This is a genomic window from Micromonospora sp. ABR4_055, from assembly GCF_056160425.1.
Window position 1 is genome coordinate 1 of the sequence record NZ_JBSWXD010000005.1, and the last position, 14037, is coordinate 14037.

Sequence of the window (14037 nt, forward strand, 5' to 3'; positions counted from 1 at the left end):
CCCCCACAAAACCACCTCCCCCCCCCACCTCCCCCCCCCTAGGGTTCCCCCCCCCCCCCCCCCCCCCCCCCCCCCCCCCCCCCCCCCGCAGCACCTGAGCGATCTGGTGGATCACCGAGAACCTGTCCAGCCTGCGGACACCGCGTTCGACCTTGTCGACCCAGCTCTTCGACTTGCCGATCCGGTCGGCGAGCACCTGCTGGGTCATCCGCCGCCGGGCCCGCCACTGCGCCACCCGGCGACCGATCGGCAGGTCGGCGCGGAACCGAACGGCACCACCGTCGACCGTCATTGCCGCTTCACCTCGGGTGCCGGTGCGGCCGCGCCGACGAACGTCCACGAGACGAACCGTTCGTGCAGCTCCGCCGGGTCGACGATGCCGGTCTCGTCGGCAACGCGCGGGAGCATCGCCGCCAGGTCGGCCGCCAGACCGATCGGATCAACGGCGTACGCCTCGGTCAACTGCACCCGCGCCGGGGAACACGGCCACGGCGTGCCGTCCGGGCACACCGTGCAGGTCCATGCGGGCCGGCACGGTTCGTGCGCCGGCTCACCCGACCCGAGTGGTCGCGGTGGCTCCGACTGTCGGGAAGCCTCCGGCCCGGTCACGGCAGGTAGTGCCGGCCAGCGTTACCACCCCGCCGCGACGCCCGATCAGTACGGGTCGCCGGCCGCCGATCCACCGGCGGCACCGTACAGTCGGCGAAACGCCGTCGGCCCGGCACCGGATACACCACATCCACCGGCGCGTCCGCACGCTGAAACCACTTCCCGAACACGATGCCCCCTCGGCGAGAGTTGGAAGGGCGGCGACCCCGAGGTGGCTCTCCACGACAACCCCGAAGCCGCCGCCGCAGGCGGGCCCGACGCACGGAAAGGGCGATCACGGGATGCGACGCCGGGCCCAGATGAAGCGGACGGCGGGCCGGGCGGTGTTCCGCGTGTGTGATGGTGCGGGACCCGGCACCGCCGTCCTACATAGAAGGATGCCGAGTTGATCACCGAGAGTGAATGCAAGGGTGGTGCCCGTTGTGCGGCAGACCCCGAAACCGGTACTTCCGGTGCTGGTTGTGCAGGTCAGGCCGCCTGGCCGTCCATCAGTGCGGCGAGCTTCGCCAGCTCCTGGCCCATCGCCCGCCGCCGACTGGTTGTGATCATGCGGACGGTGTCGCGGGCGTAGCGTTGATGCCGCAGCCACACTGGAGCGTCAGCGGCCAGCTCACTGAGCACCGCTGTCGCCTCCGACCAATCCCGCAGCTCGGCGTGCGCGCGGGCGACGTCGAGCCGGTGCCGCCGCCAGGAGGTGATCGGCGCACCGCCCCGGCGGACGTTGGCCGCCAGATCGAGCGCGCGACGCGGCTCGCCAGCGACTACCGCCGCCTCGACCCGCGTCATGTCGACCCTGCTCGACCGCATCCCACCGACGACGAGCAGATGGTCGGGACTGACTGGTCGGGTGCCCAGCCGGGCCGTCGCGGCCGCCGCCACGTCGAGCTGGGCGGCCGCGTCGTCCGGCCGGTTGTCCCGGGCGGAAGCGGCGGCTGCACTCACCATCAGCCAGCCCCACACCGCCAGCTCATCCGGAGTGGCCCGGGAGATCCGGGGCTCGACGCTGTCAGCGGTGGCGATCGCCAGCCGCTCCGCGTCGGTCAGCCGGCCCTGGCGTAGCAATAGCCAGGTCATGCGCTTGACCGTCACCGCGCTGAGCAGCTCGTCCCCGGCGGACGCGGCAGCGTCCAACGCCGAAGTCACCGCCTGGTAGGCGAGGTCGACCGCCCGTACCTGGATCAACAGGCTGCCGGCCACCTCGTAGGCGCGGGCCAAGGTCCGGTAGGCGGCCGGCCTGTTGGCGTCGTCGGCGTGCTCGGCGGCGTGTCGGGCTCCGGCGATCAGCGGCGGCAGCACGGCCAACGCGGCGGCGTAGTCGCCCCGGTGGTAGGCACGGTCCGCCTCGGCCAGCCGACCCGGCACGCCCGCCGCCGGCAACGCCGGCACCTCGTCAGCAACGTACCCGGCCGGCCCTCGCGCCGGGATCAACACCCGACGCAGATCGAGCAACGCCAACGGACGATGACCGGGCTCCCGGCGCGCCGCACCCGTGCTCACATCCCCGAGCAAGGTCGTCGTCGGTACGCCCAACGCCCGCGCGATCGCATGCAGTGTCGCGATCCGGGGCGTCGTGCGCTGATTCGTCTCCAGCTTGCGGATCGTCTCCGTGCTGACCCCGGCGGCCGCCGCGAGCTGCTCCTGAGTGATCGACTGCCGGCGTCTGACCTGCGCGATGTTGTCGCCGATGGTGGCCATGGAGAATCCTCCCCGCTGCAACGGTTACCGGGCAGCAGCATGCCGTGCGCAGAGCCAGGCATGCCGCCAGATAAGACGGTACTCGCATACCTGTCCGGTACCGGAACCTGTGGATGGCTGCGGCTTGGCCCTCTCAGGCCCTGGACTCATCGTCCTTGTGGGATATTCTCCAGATCCTGCGGTGCTCCGTCGTGGGGGAGCCGGCATGGGGTGATTGGATCATCTCCGTCGGTCACCGGGTGGAGTCCGAAATGGCGAGGCTTCACGGCTCGGTCATCGAGGCGCAGCGGGTCGCAGCCGAAGCGCTATCGGTGCTACCCGAAGAGGACCAGTTGTGGGGAGTAACCAGATCGACATGACAAACCAATCCCTATCGATGCAAGGCGTTCTGCATGCGTGAACTCACCGCCACGGAGCGGCTCACGCTGCATCAACTGCGGCTGCGGGACTTCTGGACGGCCCGCCTGCCGGTTGCCGAACCCGACGTGACGGCAGAGCCCACTGTGCCAGTGGCCGACCTGCCCCACCACTGGAATCTGACCCAGCAGATCACGCTCGCGCCCTGGCAGCTCGAGGCCGTAGATGCTTGGTTCACCGCAGGCCGGCGGGGAACGGTCAAGGTTGTCACCGGGGCTGGGAAGACCATCCTCGCGCTCGCCATAGCGGAAAGACTCCAGCGAGAGGAACCGGACCTTCGAGTCGTCGTCATCGTCCCGACGATCGTCCTGATGCAGCAGTGGTACGACGTGCTCGCACAGCGCTCGAACCTGCCAACGGCGGCGATCGGCCGGCTGGGCGGCGGCTACTCCGACGAGTTTGACGGTCAGCGACGGGTGCTGGTAGCAGTCCTGGCGTCGGCACGCAAGACGTTGCCGGACATGGTGCGCAAGTCCGGAGTCGGCGACCGGTTGCTGTTCATCGCCGACGAGTGTCACCGGCTCCGAGCCCGGGAGATGTCGGCGGTTCTGGAGACTCCACGACACCATAGCCTCGGCTTGTCCGCCACGCCCGAACGCGACGATAACCAGGACCTGCCGGAAGCAGTTGACAACGCGGCAGCTGACCGGGAGATCGGCCGCGTGGTTTACGAGATGACGTTTGCGCAGGCAATCGAGTCCGGTGTGCTGCCGCCGTTCGAGGTACATCACTTCGGCCTGTCGCTGAACCCGGACGAGGCCCAGCAGTACCAGGCGCTGACTCGCTCCATCAACGAAGCGCGCCGTGAGCTGTCTGTCGCGGCACCGCCCGCACAACGGCAGAGCTTGCTGTCGTGGGCCCGGCGGGCCTCCCAGAAGCGGTCTGGGAGCATCGCAGAGGTCGCGGCGCGGTTTGTCGCCGAAACCCGCCGCCGCAAGCAGCTCATCTACCGGACGGGCAGCCGGCTCGACGTGGCCCAGGCTCTCGTGGTCAATGCGTTGGCGGAGCGGCCGGACACTCGGATCGTCCTGTTCCACGAGAGCATTGACGAGGTCGCCGCCCTGTTTGACCGTCTGGAATCTGCCGGCGTACCGGTCGTCATGGAGAACAGCGAACTTGCACCCGAACTGCGCGATCGGAGTCTGGAGCTGTTCCGGCGAGGCGATGCCAAAGTCATCGTTTCCGCCCGATCGCTGATCGAGGGCTTCAACGTCCCCGAAGCCGACCTGGGCATCATCGTCGCCTCGTCCAGTTCACCTCGCCAGCGAATCCAGAGCATCGGCCGAGTGCTGCGACGACACCGCGACGACAGCGGCTCCGAGAAGGCGTCGCGGGTCTGCGTCCTGTTCGTGCGCGATTCGGTCGACGAAACCATCTACGAGCGGGAGGACTGGGGAAAGCTCATCGGGGTCGAGCGCAATCGCTACTTCAGGTGGGATTTCCCAACTTCGCCGGTCGAACTGCCCGGTCCCCCACGCTCGCCATTTCCCGACGACACCGAGATCGACCTCGGCCAGCTCAACATCGGCGACGTCTATCCCGGACGTTACGAAGGTGACGAATATTCAGTGGACTCAGCCGGCAACGTGAGCGACGCCGACGGGCGGATCGTGACCAATCCGCAGGGTGTGCCCGCGGCCGTGTCCCGGCTCAAGGGCCAGCCGGGCCGGTTTCGGGTAACGCGCAACGCCCGCGCGGTTCTGGTCCTGTCCCGAGATGACGGCGACTGGGTTACCCTTTACGGAGGCATCCTCGCCTCGCCATTCCGTCCGCGCACGCCGTTACAGCACGACGCCGAAGTGGACGCTTCCCTGCTGAAACCAGGGGATGTCTACCCGGGACCGGTCGAGCCGGCGGTCGAGTTCCGGTTCCGGCAACGCGGCGGCGGCGTCATCGCCAAACGCGTTTCCCGTGGCGAGCTGTTCGCTAACGGACCCGCCGCCGAGCACCTGACCGCCCAGATCCGGCGACTGTCCCGGGCAGGTGGTTCCGTCACCCGGATCCTCGTCAACGAACTACGGCACGCCTTCTGGTTCGAGGGCGGTCAGCCCAGATTCATCACCGAGTTGCCGGGGGACCTCACCTTTCCCGCGTAGCAGCTCAGCCCGTACGAAGTTTCGCCGCACCGCCCCCGCATCACCCCCGTAGCCGTACCCGAGGAGGACGCCCCGCCATGAGCATCGCATTCGCGCCGTTCCACGGCAATTGCCCGAAGAACGTCTCCAAAGATGCCAAGTACGCAATCCGGACTGGAGCGCGCGGACCGGTGGTCGCCCTGACCTACCACAGTTCCAACCAGGAGCGGTGGCTGGCAACCACCGAAGACCACCCGGACCTCGTAAAGATGGTCAACGCCGTTAAGGTCAACGTAGGCGCCGCCCCAAATGGACCCTTCTACATCAATGAATACAGTCAGGTCATCGTACCGGTCGGCCCGAACGCCACCTACTACCTGGCGGGCGACTACGACCTTGCCTTGGAGTTCGAGTTCGAGGGTACGATCCTAAGCGGGGTGGCGAACGAGTCGCTAAAGCCGCGCGATCCGTGGACCGGACCCCACCCAGGAATTCCATACGTTCTCAAGGCCGGGGATCTGGACATCTACCACACCGCGCAACCCCGCCCGAACGTGGAGCGAAAGGTGTTCCTGAGCGAACATGTTGGCAAGGACCGTGCGCGCCCCGTCGCCGACCGGGTCCGCGCTGTCAAGGGCTGGAACGGTGGCCGATTCTACATCAACGAGTGGCGCGAGATGTTCGCGCCTGTAAGTAGCGCCAACGGCCTGCAGTACGAGTACATCGGCTACCTCGACGAAAACGATCCATGGTTTCCCAAGCCGATCTGAGCTTGTGACTCAACCGCGTCTCCCCTGCCGGCCACAGTACGCATCACCCGGTGGATGCAGTGTCACATCACCGGGTCAGCCTGAGCGTCGCGGCCATCCCGGCAGCCGGCGGTGCGCACCGGGCGACCTCGGCGACCACTGTACGGGCGGACGGGCGTAGCCGGACCTCGGCGGACGCGACCCGGGCGGTGTCGACCAGCAAACGGCCCGCCGTGCAAGAACGTTTGGTACAGCGGAGTACGGAGAAGGTGGACAAGCTATCAGCACCAGCAGACGGCGAGGCGGTGTTCCCAGCATCCAGGTGAACACCTTCGAGATCGACGCTGCGACCGAAGGGACCGAGGGCTCGATGTGCGGGGAGATCATCCCGGACAGGGTTTGACGGATCAGACGCCAGAGCGCGGCGGACGCTCGCGTACCCTGATGCCGCACCGCTGCTCGTATGTCCACAATGCTGGAGTAACGTCATGTCGTTCACCGAAGCTGTCCGTTCGGCCCTGACCCGGTACGTAGGGTTCAGCGGCCGGGCTCGCCGCGCCGAGTACTGGTGGTTCGTCCTGTTCTCGACCGCCGTCGCCATCGTGGGGTCGATCCTCGACCTCCTGCTGGGGACCGGTTTGGACGGAGGCAACCTCGGCATTCTCTATGTGGTTGCCCTCCTCGCGCTCGCACTGCCCTCGCTGGCGGTCGCCGTCCGCCGCCTGCACGACACCGAACGATCCGGCTGGTGGGTGCTGATCTCGCCGATCCCGCTTATCGGCCCCCTCGTGATGCTGATCTTCACCGTGCAGGACGGCACCCCCGGCCCGAACCGCTTCGGTCCCAGCCCGAAGTACTAGTCAGCGTACGGCTGCACCCGGTCCGGACCGTCGGGGTGCAGGAGCGCCGGTGCGGCCGGCCAGGTGGGCCGCCGCATCGACGCTCAATCGCTCCTGACTGGTGTCGACGGTCGGAGCACCAACAGGTAAGCGACCGCAGCCGCCGCGCCCCAGCCGCCGAACACCGTCCACGGTAGCCAGTTCACGGTGTCGTCGCCGAGGTCGAGCAGCCACCCGCCGCCCAGGTTGCCGATCAGTCCACCGAGGGAGAGCACCAGTCCGTTCGCACCGAAGTACGACGCGACCGCGCCCGGCGGGGCCAGCCGCGAAACGGTGCCGTTGACCGTCGGTAGCAGCAGGACCTGCCCGAGCGTGAAGACGACGACACCGGTGACCACTCCAGCCGGTCCCGGCAGCACACCCAGCAGCAACAGACCGGCAGAGAGCATGACCGTGGCCACGGCGAGCGTCCGGCCCGTCGTCAGATACCGCTCGGCAAGGCGGGTCGACGGGACGGTCGCCACGACCATGACGACCGCCGCGACGGTGTAGACCAGGCCCAGCGACGTCGCTCCCGGCAGAACCTGCCCGACCCGCACCGGCACGGCGAGGTAGAGCTGACTGAACAGCGCCCATGCGAAGGCACTGACCACAACGAACCGTCGAAACCCGCGATCTCGGGCAACGGTCCGCAACCGGTGCAGGGAGGACATCCGTACCGACGTTTCGGCGGTAGGAGGGTCGGGTCGCAGTCCGATCCAGGTGATCGCACCGGCGAGCAGAAACAGGCTGGACGCGACGATGCACAGTGCCGGGAAGTTGGTGGCCGCGAGGAGGCCACCGAGTGCGGGCCCGAGGACGAAGGACGCGTTACTGGCCATCTCCCGCACGGCGTAGGCACGGGTACGCAACGGCGCCGGTGTCAGCTCGGCGTACAGGGCATAGCTGGCCGGGTGAAAGAGGGATCCGCCCAGGCCGGCCAGGACCGAGGCGACCGCAAGTCCGGGTACGGCGTCCACGACACCGAACGCGGCGAAGCCGGCGGCACGCAGCAGCACACCCACGCAGATCGCCCGACGGTGACCGAACCGGTCGGCCAGCATCCCCGACCAGAGCATCATGCCCTGCTGACTGGCCGACCGTACCCCGGCGAGCAACCCGGTGAGCGCGATGCTGAGCCCCAGGTCGTTCAGGAGGTGGTACGCCAGCAGCGGGACCAGGGCGTAGAAGCCGAGCCCCATGAGGAACGTGTCGGCGACCATGATCCGCAGGCCGGACGACCACCGCATGCGCCGGCGGCCGGCCGGCGCGTCCCCCGAGGAGGACACCGGCTGCCCTCGCCCTGGGACGACACTCGTACGACGGGTGGTACTCAGCGGAGTGCCCGGGCGTTGGATCCGGCGGCCAATGCCTCGACCTCCGCCAGAGCGGCCATCGATGCGTCCCCCGGCGTGGTCATCGCCAACGCGCCGTACGCCGCACCGAGCTCGACACCGATGCGCAGGTCGCCGAGCCGCAGCAGGCCGTAGACAAGGCCAGCGGCGAAGCCGTCGCCGCCGCCGACCCGGTCCAGAAGCTCCAGACCCGGTCGGTACCGGGCTGCGACGGGGCCGGCGTCAGCGGACCAGGCGACGGCCCCCCAGTCGTTGACCGAGGCGGACCGCACGGTGCGCAACGTCGCCGCCACGATCGACAGATCGGGGTAGCTCCGGGCTACCTGCTCCAGCGACGTCTGGACATCGCCCAGGTCGGGACGGACCCGGTCGCCGGGCACCTCCCACCGGCCTTCGCAATGGTCCACGCCGGAGTCCGATCGGCCGGCGCCGAGAACGGTACGGAAGTGTTCATCGTTGCCGATCAGCACGTCGACCGTCCGGGCGATGCGGTGGTTGACGAGTCGGGCCCGGTCCTGGCCGCCGATGTCGCGCCACAGGCTCGACCGGTAGTTCAGGTCGTACGAGACAACTGTGCCGTGCCGGCGGGCGGCGGCGGTGGCGGTGGATGCGGTCTCAGCGGCGGCACCGGACAGGCCCGCGTAAATGCCACCGGTGTGCAGCCAACGGACCCCGAGGGTGCCGAACAGGTGGTCCCAGTCGATCTGGTCGGAGCCGAGTTGACTGACCGCAGTGTGGCCGCGGTCCGAGGTGCCAACCGCGGCGCGCACACCCTCGCCACGTTCGGTGAAGTTGAGCCCGTTACGGACGGTACGGCCGACTCCGTCGTAGGGCACCCACCGGATCAACGAGGTGTCCACTCCCCCTTGACGTACCAGGTCCTCGACGAGCCGGCCGATCTCGTTGTCGGCCAGAGCAGTGACGACGGCAGTCCGCAGGCCGAAGGCCCGGCGTAGCCCACGTGCGACGTTGTACTCGCCACCGCCCTCCGAGACGGCGAAGGTGCGTGCGGTCCGTACCCGGCCCGCACCGGGATCGAGACGAAGCATCACCTCACCGAGAGAGACCAGATCGAACTGACACTCGGCGGCGGGACGGATCGTCAGGGTCATCGAACCCGCTCCCTGGGTCTGCCGTTACGCTCCGTCGCCCGCGCGACAGCCGCATCGGACCGGTCGCCGGTCGTACCGACCCACGCCGTGACGGTGCCTCGTCGTCGTGTGCTGTCCGCGAGCCGCAGGCCGAGTAGCAGCGGCAGAGTGGCACCGAGCAGCAACGGCCCGAAGGCGAGCGGCGCGGTGACGAGCGGCACCGCGACAGCAGCCGCGAGCAGGGCCAACCCACGTCGGGGAGCGGCGAAGGCGAACAGCAGCGCGGCACGTCCCCAGCGTCCGGCTTCCCCGTCGGGGTCACCGGCGGCGGTGACGGCCAGTGCCAGGTGGTACGGCACCAGTGCCAGGATCAGCCCGATCTGCAGGGCCAGCAGGGCTGCGGCGTAGGCACCTGAACGGGTGGCCAGGAAGACGATGTTGGCCGCCAACAGCGCAGCGGCAACCGTGGACAGGATCGAGTGCCGCCACAGCCGCCGCCAGTAGTGCCCGAACATGGCCAGCGCACCGACGAACGGCCGGGCCCGTCCATCCGTACGCCACTGCTGCAGCGCGTGTGCCGTGGCGGCCAGCGCCGCAAGCCAGGTGACGACGCCCAGACTCAACAGGAGCAGGGCACAGCCCGCCAGCGCCGGGTAGGCGCCGAACTCCAGCACCCGCAACGTGGTGGCCGCCCAGCCACCTTGGACGGCCGCCACCTCGCTTCGGCGCCGGGCCGTCCCCCGTCCGGTGGCGGACGGCGCGGCGCTCAGGCCGGCCACGGCAGCACCCCGGTCACCGGTTCGTCGCTGCGTACCAGATCGCGACCAGCGACGTCCACGTGGGTCGCCGCGACCACCCCCACCTGTGCCGGGCGGTCGGCGGAGCCAGGCAACAGGATCACCGCGGCGGCGGCGGCCCGCACGTCGGCGCCGTCGATCCGACGGTCGGCCGGCGCCAGCAGCACCGTCTCGCCGTCGGTCCCGAACCGCACCCCGACTCCTTCGACACAGCCCACCGGCTCGGCGACGGCCGCGCGCGGGGCCAGCGCGCAGGTCGGTTCGACGCTGGTGAGGATCCGGGTACGGACGACCGGCGCCACCTGGACCCGAACGGTGTGCAGGGTGCGGACGATCCGCAGACTCGGCGTACTGCCGGTGGGGTTGGCCTCGATCTCCGTCGTCGCCTGACTGACGGTGGCGGCGTCCGGGACGACCTGGCGGACGTACGCCTGCGCCGGTCCGGACCGGAGCACGATGTCGCCGCCGACGAGCTCGGCCGGCCAGTCCGAATGCAGCAGAAAGGTCCACTCGCGTGGCTGGTCGGCGGCGAGGAGGTCGAGCACGACCAGCCGGCCGGCCGGGGTGAAGACAAGTGTCCGGTCGACGCGCCGGACGCCGAGCGCCGGATCGAACATCGCGGCAGACTCGGCCGTCGCGTGCACCAGCCCGTCCCCGGTGAGCACGTCCCGCAGGCGGGCCTGGCGCTCGTGGGGCAGGTCCTGGTAGACCTGGTAGCGGTCCTCGCCGGCCCAACCCTGCCCGTCGACCAGGACGAGGTTGTGGTAGGCGGCCCGCTTACGGTTGCAGTACCCGTCGTCGACGGCGAGGAACTCGCCGTGCGCGCCGAACACGAACGCCCCGGCGTCGGGGTGGTGGTGACCGGCGTTGAGGGTCTGCCAGCCCTTGTCCCGGCGGAACCGCTCGGCGGTGTCCCATGCGGTGTGTCCCCCGCCGGGGGCCGCCTTGAAGCTGACGAAGGCCGCGCCCGACTGCCAGCTGGTACGGGCGGTCACCTGTCCGAGGTCGGGAAAATGAGCGGAGGTCGGCACCGTGTCGGCGGGTTCCACGGCCGGCACCTGCGGGTCGTACCAGAGCAGTTCGTAGCCGGCCTCCGGCATCACGCCCGGTCTGACGCCGGAGGCGTACGCCTCCCGCCAGAAGTGCCGATCGGCGACGTGGTCGGCGAGCCAGCGGGCGCGGCCGTCGCGGTACGCGGCGGCGAGCTTGTAGTAGAGCGCGACGCTGTGCCCGGACCGGCGGTCGTGGCAGTCCCCGTGGTCGATGTTCTCCTCGAAGCCGGGGGCGCACTGGTGCAGCCGCCATTCGAAGGTGCGACTCAGAAAGTCGCCGCGCCGCCACCAGTCGATGCCTTCAGCGTGTTGCAGCAGGTCGAGGTGGATGGCCAGCCAGGGCACGCCGTACCGCCAGTAGACGACACCCTCGGAGTCCGATCCGTCGCCCGGCATCAGGTCCAGCACCGTCGCGAGGTTCTCCCGTGCCCGGTCGCTCCATCGTGGTTCGTCGAGGACGTATCCGGCGGCGGCCAGGCCGGCGTAGCAGATCCAGTTGTGGTTCTGCCAGTAGCTCGACGACCACCAGGAGCCTTCGGTCTCGACGGCGAAGGCGTACAGGCGCTCACCCTGCAGAGTGAGCTTCGCCCGCAGCGCCGCCGCCTCGTCGTCGGGCAGGTCGTCGCGCAGCCAGGAGTACGCCAGGGACAGCCCGTGCAGCAGCCAACCCGCGTCGAGGTCGTGGTCGGGCATCTTCGCCTTGCCCCAGTGCGGGTAGGACACGGCGGTACCGATCCAGCGGCGGGCTTCGAGCAGGTAGCCGGGCTGGCCGGTGAGGCGGTAGGCGAGGGCCAGGTTCATCGCGGCCGGGCCGAGGTAGGTGATGCTCGCGGTCGGATGCTCGGCGGGCGGACTCTGTCCGCGGTACCAGGCGCATTGCTCGTACAGCCGCCGCCACTGGGCGGCGTGGGTGGTGGTGAGCGCCGCGCGCAGTTGCCCGAGGCGGTCACCGATGAGCAGGGGTTGCATCAGCTCTCCATCCGGTAGATCGATCGGAACGTCACCGTGGTCGCGTCGTTCGCGGTCCAGTCGACCCAGCGGCGGACACGCTGCGGGTCGTCCGCCGGTCCGGGTCCGGGACGGCAGACGACATCGGCGTCGACCGAGACGGTGTGCCGGCCGCGCAGGGTCTGCCGGCCGGGCCAGACCGTTTCCAGGGTGCGGTCGGCGGTAGCCCGAACCGACAGGTCGACATCCGGTCTGAGCTGCGCGCTGATCCGGCGGGGCCGGTCGGTCTCCACCCGCAGCTCGTCGACCAGCACACCGCCGCGCAGGGTCAGGTGGCGCCGGGCGGTCACCCCGGGATACGCGGTGTCACAGCCGATGGCGACCGAGCTGCTGTCGTACCCGATCAGATGCCCGGTGCACTCCGCCTGCTCGAGCCCGTCGACTGCGAAGGTGGGATGGGCGGCGGTCGAGGCGTAGTGGTGCCGCCAGCCACGGTGGCCGTACGGCACCTGACCCGGGTCGGGCTGCCAGGGAGTGTCGGCACCGTACAGGTACAGGGCCAGCTTGTCGCGGTGCCCGTGCGGGCCACCGTGCGGGCCGAAGTCGGCGACAGCGTGCAGCCCCGATCCACGCAGCACCACATAGCCCCCGTCGGGAAAGATCGTCACCGGCTGCGGCTCCGTCGGCCCCCGGTCCAGCAGGGGCAGCAGTTCCCGGAGTTCGTCCAGCTCGTACCGGGCCGGTGGCCGGTCGTACGGGCCGTCGTGCAGGGCTGGTAGCAGACCTCCGTCGGTGGCCAGGGTCTCGAGCACCGTGGCCATGGCGGCGAGTCGGCTCTGCGTCTGCGGTGGCACCGGAGTCTGCGGCAGTGACTGCAGCGTCAACAGGTACGCCCGCAGGACGAAGCCGTGGTAGTAGGTGGCTGCCTCCCACTCCCACCCGTCCGGACGAATCGCCGTCGAGACGTGGTCACACAGCCCGTGCCGACCGGTCAGCCAGTCGGGGCGGCCCGAGCAGACCGCGCCGGCGGCAATCAGCCACGCGGTGTAGTTGGACTCGAACTTGCCGGCGTCGACCAGCGTTTGGCGGGCCTGCCCGGCCGCCTCGACGAGGGCTTGGAGCAACTCGTTCACCTCCATGGGCAGTGGTTCACCGCCCGCCCGCAGCGCTGCGGCGGCCTGGCCGATGGTCACCGCCCAGATCGCCTCGGTCAGCGCCTGATGGAACAGCCGACCACGCAGCATCCAGCCGGCGGCTCCGTCGTGCGGTGCCGCGCCGAGTGCCGCGTACTGGCGGGCGTACGCGGTCAGCAGGTCGACAGCCGTGCGGCGGTCGTCGTCCCGGGGTGACCGGGCGAGCAACCGGATGCGCCGGGCACTCGCCTGATGCGCCAGGACGGTCCAACCACCCCGCACCGACGGATCGTCGATCCGGCAGCCGTGGCGGCACCGCGCGCCGGCATCCGGGAACTCACCGTCGAGCAGCCGGTCGTGATCGAGTTCCACGCCGTGCGCGGGGCAGACGTACGCGTGCCACCAACCGCCCCGCTCGGGCGGGAGTACCGGCGGACGCAGGGTCGGCGTCGGCACGGTCACCGGAACCAGGCTCCACCGTCGATGTCGATCGTCGCCCCGGTGACGTAGGAGGCCGACTCGGAGGCGAGCCACACGACTGCGCCGGCGACGTCCTCGGACCGGCCGCCACGACCGAGCGGCACCCCGGCGATGATCGTTTCCTGAGTCTGTGCCGGGGTGAACGTCTCGTGGAAGGCGGTGCCGCCGATGAATCCCGGGGCGACCGCGTTCACCGTGGTCCCGGTCGTCGCCAACTCCTTGGCGAGCCCCTTGGTCAGGCCCCGCACCCCCGCCTTCGCCGCCGCGTAGACCGCTGATCCGGCACCGCCACCGTTGTGCGCAGCCAACGACGACATGGTGATCACCCGCCCCGCCGTACCGGCGGCCCGCAGGTGCGGGATCGCGGCCCGCACCGTTCGGAAGGTGGCACCCAGGTTGAGATCAACGACCTGGGCGTAGTGCTCGTCGGTCATCTCCGCCACCGGGCTGCGGCCGACCATTCCACCCGCGTTGCAGACCAGGATCTCCAGACCGCCGAGAAAGCTGGTGGCCTCCCCGACAAGATCGGCCACCTCGCTGGTCCGGGTGAGGTCGGCCTGCCGGACGACAGTCTTGCGACCCAGCGTCTCGATGGCCGAGGCCACTTCGGCGGCCGGACCGGCGGAGTGTCCGTGGTGGACGGCCACGTCCGCACCGGCCCGGGCGAGTGCTACGGCGATAGCGGCTCCGATACCGTGGCCGGCACCCGTGACCAGGGCCCGACGCCCAGCTAGATCGATATTCATCGAGATACCCCT

General features: G+C 69.8%; 13 protein-coding genes. 3 read left to right on the top strand and 10 right to left on the bottom strand.

The window, feature by feature from the left end:
- The 3 genes from ACXAHD_RS03010 to ACXAHD_RS03020 all read right to left on the bottom strand — a co-directional run.
- On the bottom strand, positions 1-292 hold a 292-nt coding region (locus ACXAHD_RS03010; RefSeq protein ID WP_475048430.1), incomplete at its 3' end, for a helix-turn-helix domain-containing protein.
- The gene (locus tag ACXAHD_RS03015) at positions 289-468 is read right to left on the bottom strand and encodes a hypothetical protein (RefSeq protein WP_282230161.1); all 180 of its coding nucleotides are present in this window, start codon (positions 466-468) and stop codon (positions 289-291) included. The genes ACXAHD_RS03015 and ACXAHD_RS03010, both read right to left, overlap by 4 nt.
- Positions 469-1077: 609 nt before the next feature.
- Positions 1078-2304, bottom strand: a complete 1227-nt coding sequence (locus ACXAHD_RS03020; protein WP_282230160.1) for a helix-turn-helix domain-containing protein — start codon at positions 2302-2304, stop codon at positions 1078-1080.
- A 392-nt stretch (positions 2305-2696) separates the two neighbouring features.
- Here ACXAHD_RS03020 and ACXAHD_RS03025 point away from each other — a divergent pair, with 392 nt between their 5' ends.
- Together ACXAHD_RS03025 and ACXAHD_RS03030 are read left to right on the top strand one after the other, a co-directional pair.
- Positions 2697-4817, top strand: a complete 2121-nt coding sequence (locus ACXAHD_RS03025; RefSeq protein ID WP_475048434.1) for a DEAD/DEAH box helicase — start codon at positions 2697-2699, stop codon at positions 4815-4817.
- Positions 4818-4894: 77 nt separating this feature from the next.
- Positions 4895-5566, top strand: coding sequence for a hypothetical protein (locus tag ACXAHD_RS03030; protein ID WP_475048436.1), 672 nt, complete (start codon positions 4895-4897; stop codon positions 5564-5566).
- A 67-nt stretch (positions 5567-5633) separates the two neighbouring features.
- On the opposite strand, the gene ACXAHD_RS03035 is transcribed toward ACXAHD_RS03030, so the two are convergent.
- On the bottom strand, positions 5634-5768 hold the full coding sequence (locus ACXAHD_RS03035) for a hypothetical protein (protein WP_282230157.1): 135 nt from the start codon (positions 5766-5768) through the stop codon (positions 5634-5636).
- Positions 5769-6033: 265 nt separating this feature from the next.
- On the opposite strand from ACXAHD_RS03035, the gene ACXAHD_RS03040 reads away from it, so the two are divergent.
- A complete protein-coding gene (locus ACXAHD_RS03040) occupies positions 6034-6405 on the top strand; it encodes a DUF805 domain-containing protein (protein WP_281554221.1) in 372 nt (123 codons plus the stop codon).
- A gap of 83 nt (positions 6406-6488) precedes the next feature.
- Here ACXAHD_RS03040 and ACXAHD_RS03045 read toward each other — a convergent pair whose 3' ends face one another.
- Genes ACXAHD_RS03045 through ACXAHD_RS03070 form a run of 6 tightly spaced genes read right to left on the bottom strand, consistent with a single transcriptional unit; the run spans position 6489 to position 14025 of the window.
- Positions 6489-7712: an MFS transporter gene (locus ACXAHD_RS03045; RefSeq protein ID WP_289212580.1), complete on the bottom strand. Its 1224-nt coding sequence runs from the start codon at positions 7710-7712 to the stop codon at positions 6489-6491.
- Between the two features lie 44 nt (positions 7713-7756).
- A complete protein-coding gene (locus ACXAHD_RS03050; RefSeq protein WP_475048441.1) occupies positions 7757-8890 on the bottom strand; it encodes a sugar kinase in 1134 nt (377 codons plus the stop codon).
- Positions 8887-9648 carry a hypothetical protein gene (locus ACXAHD_RS03055; protein ID WP_281554218.1) on the bottom strand — a complete coding sequence of 254 codons (762 nt, stop codon included), beginning with the start codon at positions 9646-9648 and terminating at the stop codon, positions 8887-8889. Before ACXAHD_RS03055 ends, ACXAHD_RS03050 begins: the two co-directional genes overlap by 4 nt.
- Positions 9636-11687 (bottom strand): hypothetical protein, encoded by a 2052-nt coding sequence (locus ACXAHD_RS03060; protein WP_475048444.1) that lies wholly within the window; start codon positions 11685-11687, stop codon positions 9636-9638. Before ACXAHD_RS03060 ends, ACXAHD_RS03055 begins: the two co-directional genes overlap by 13 nt.
- Positions 11687-13261, bottom strand: coding sequence for a heparinase II/III domain-containing protein (locus ACXAHD_RS03065; RefSeq protein ID WP_475048447.1), 1575 nt, complete (start codon positions 13259-13261; stop codon positions 11687-11689). The genes ACXAHD_RS03060 and ACXAHD_RS03065 overlap by 1 nt, the downstream gene beginning before the upstream one ends.
- Entirely contained in the window at positions 13258-14025 is a 768-nt protein-coding gene (locus ACXAHD_RS03070; RefSeq protein WP_281554215.1) for an SDR family NAD(P)-dependent oxidoreductase, read from the bottom strand. Before ACXAHD_RS03070 ends, ACXAHD_RS03065 begins: the two co-directional genes overlap by 4 nt.
- Positions 14026-14037: the final 12 nt, after the last annotated feature.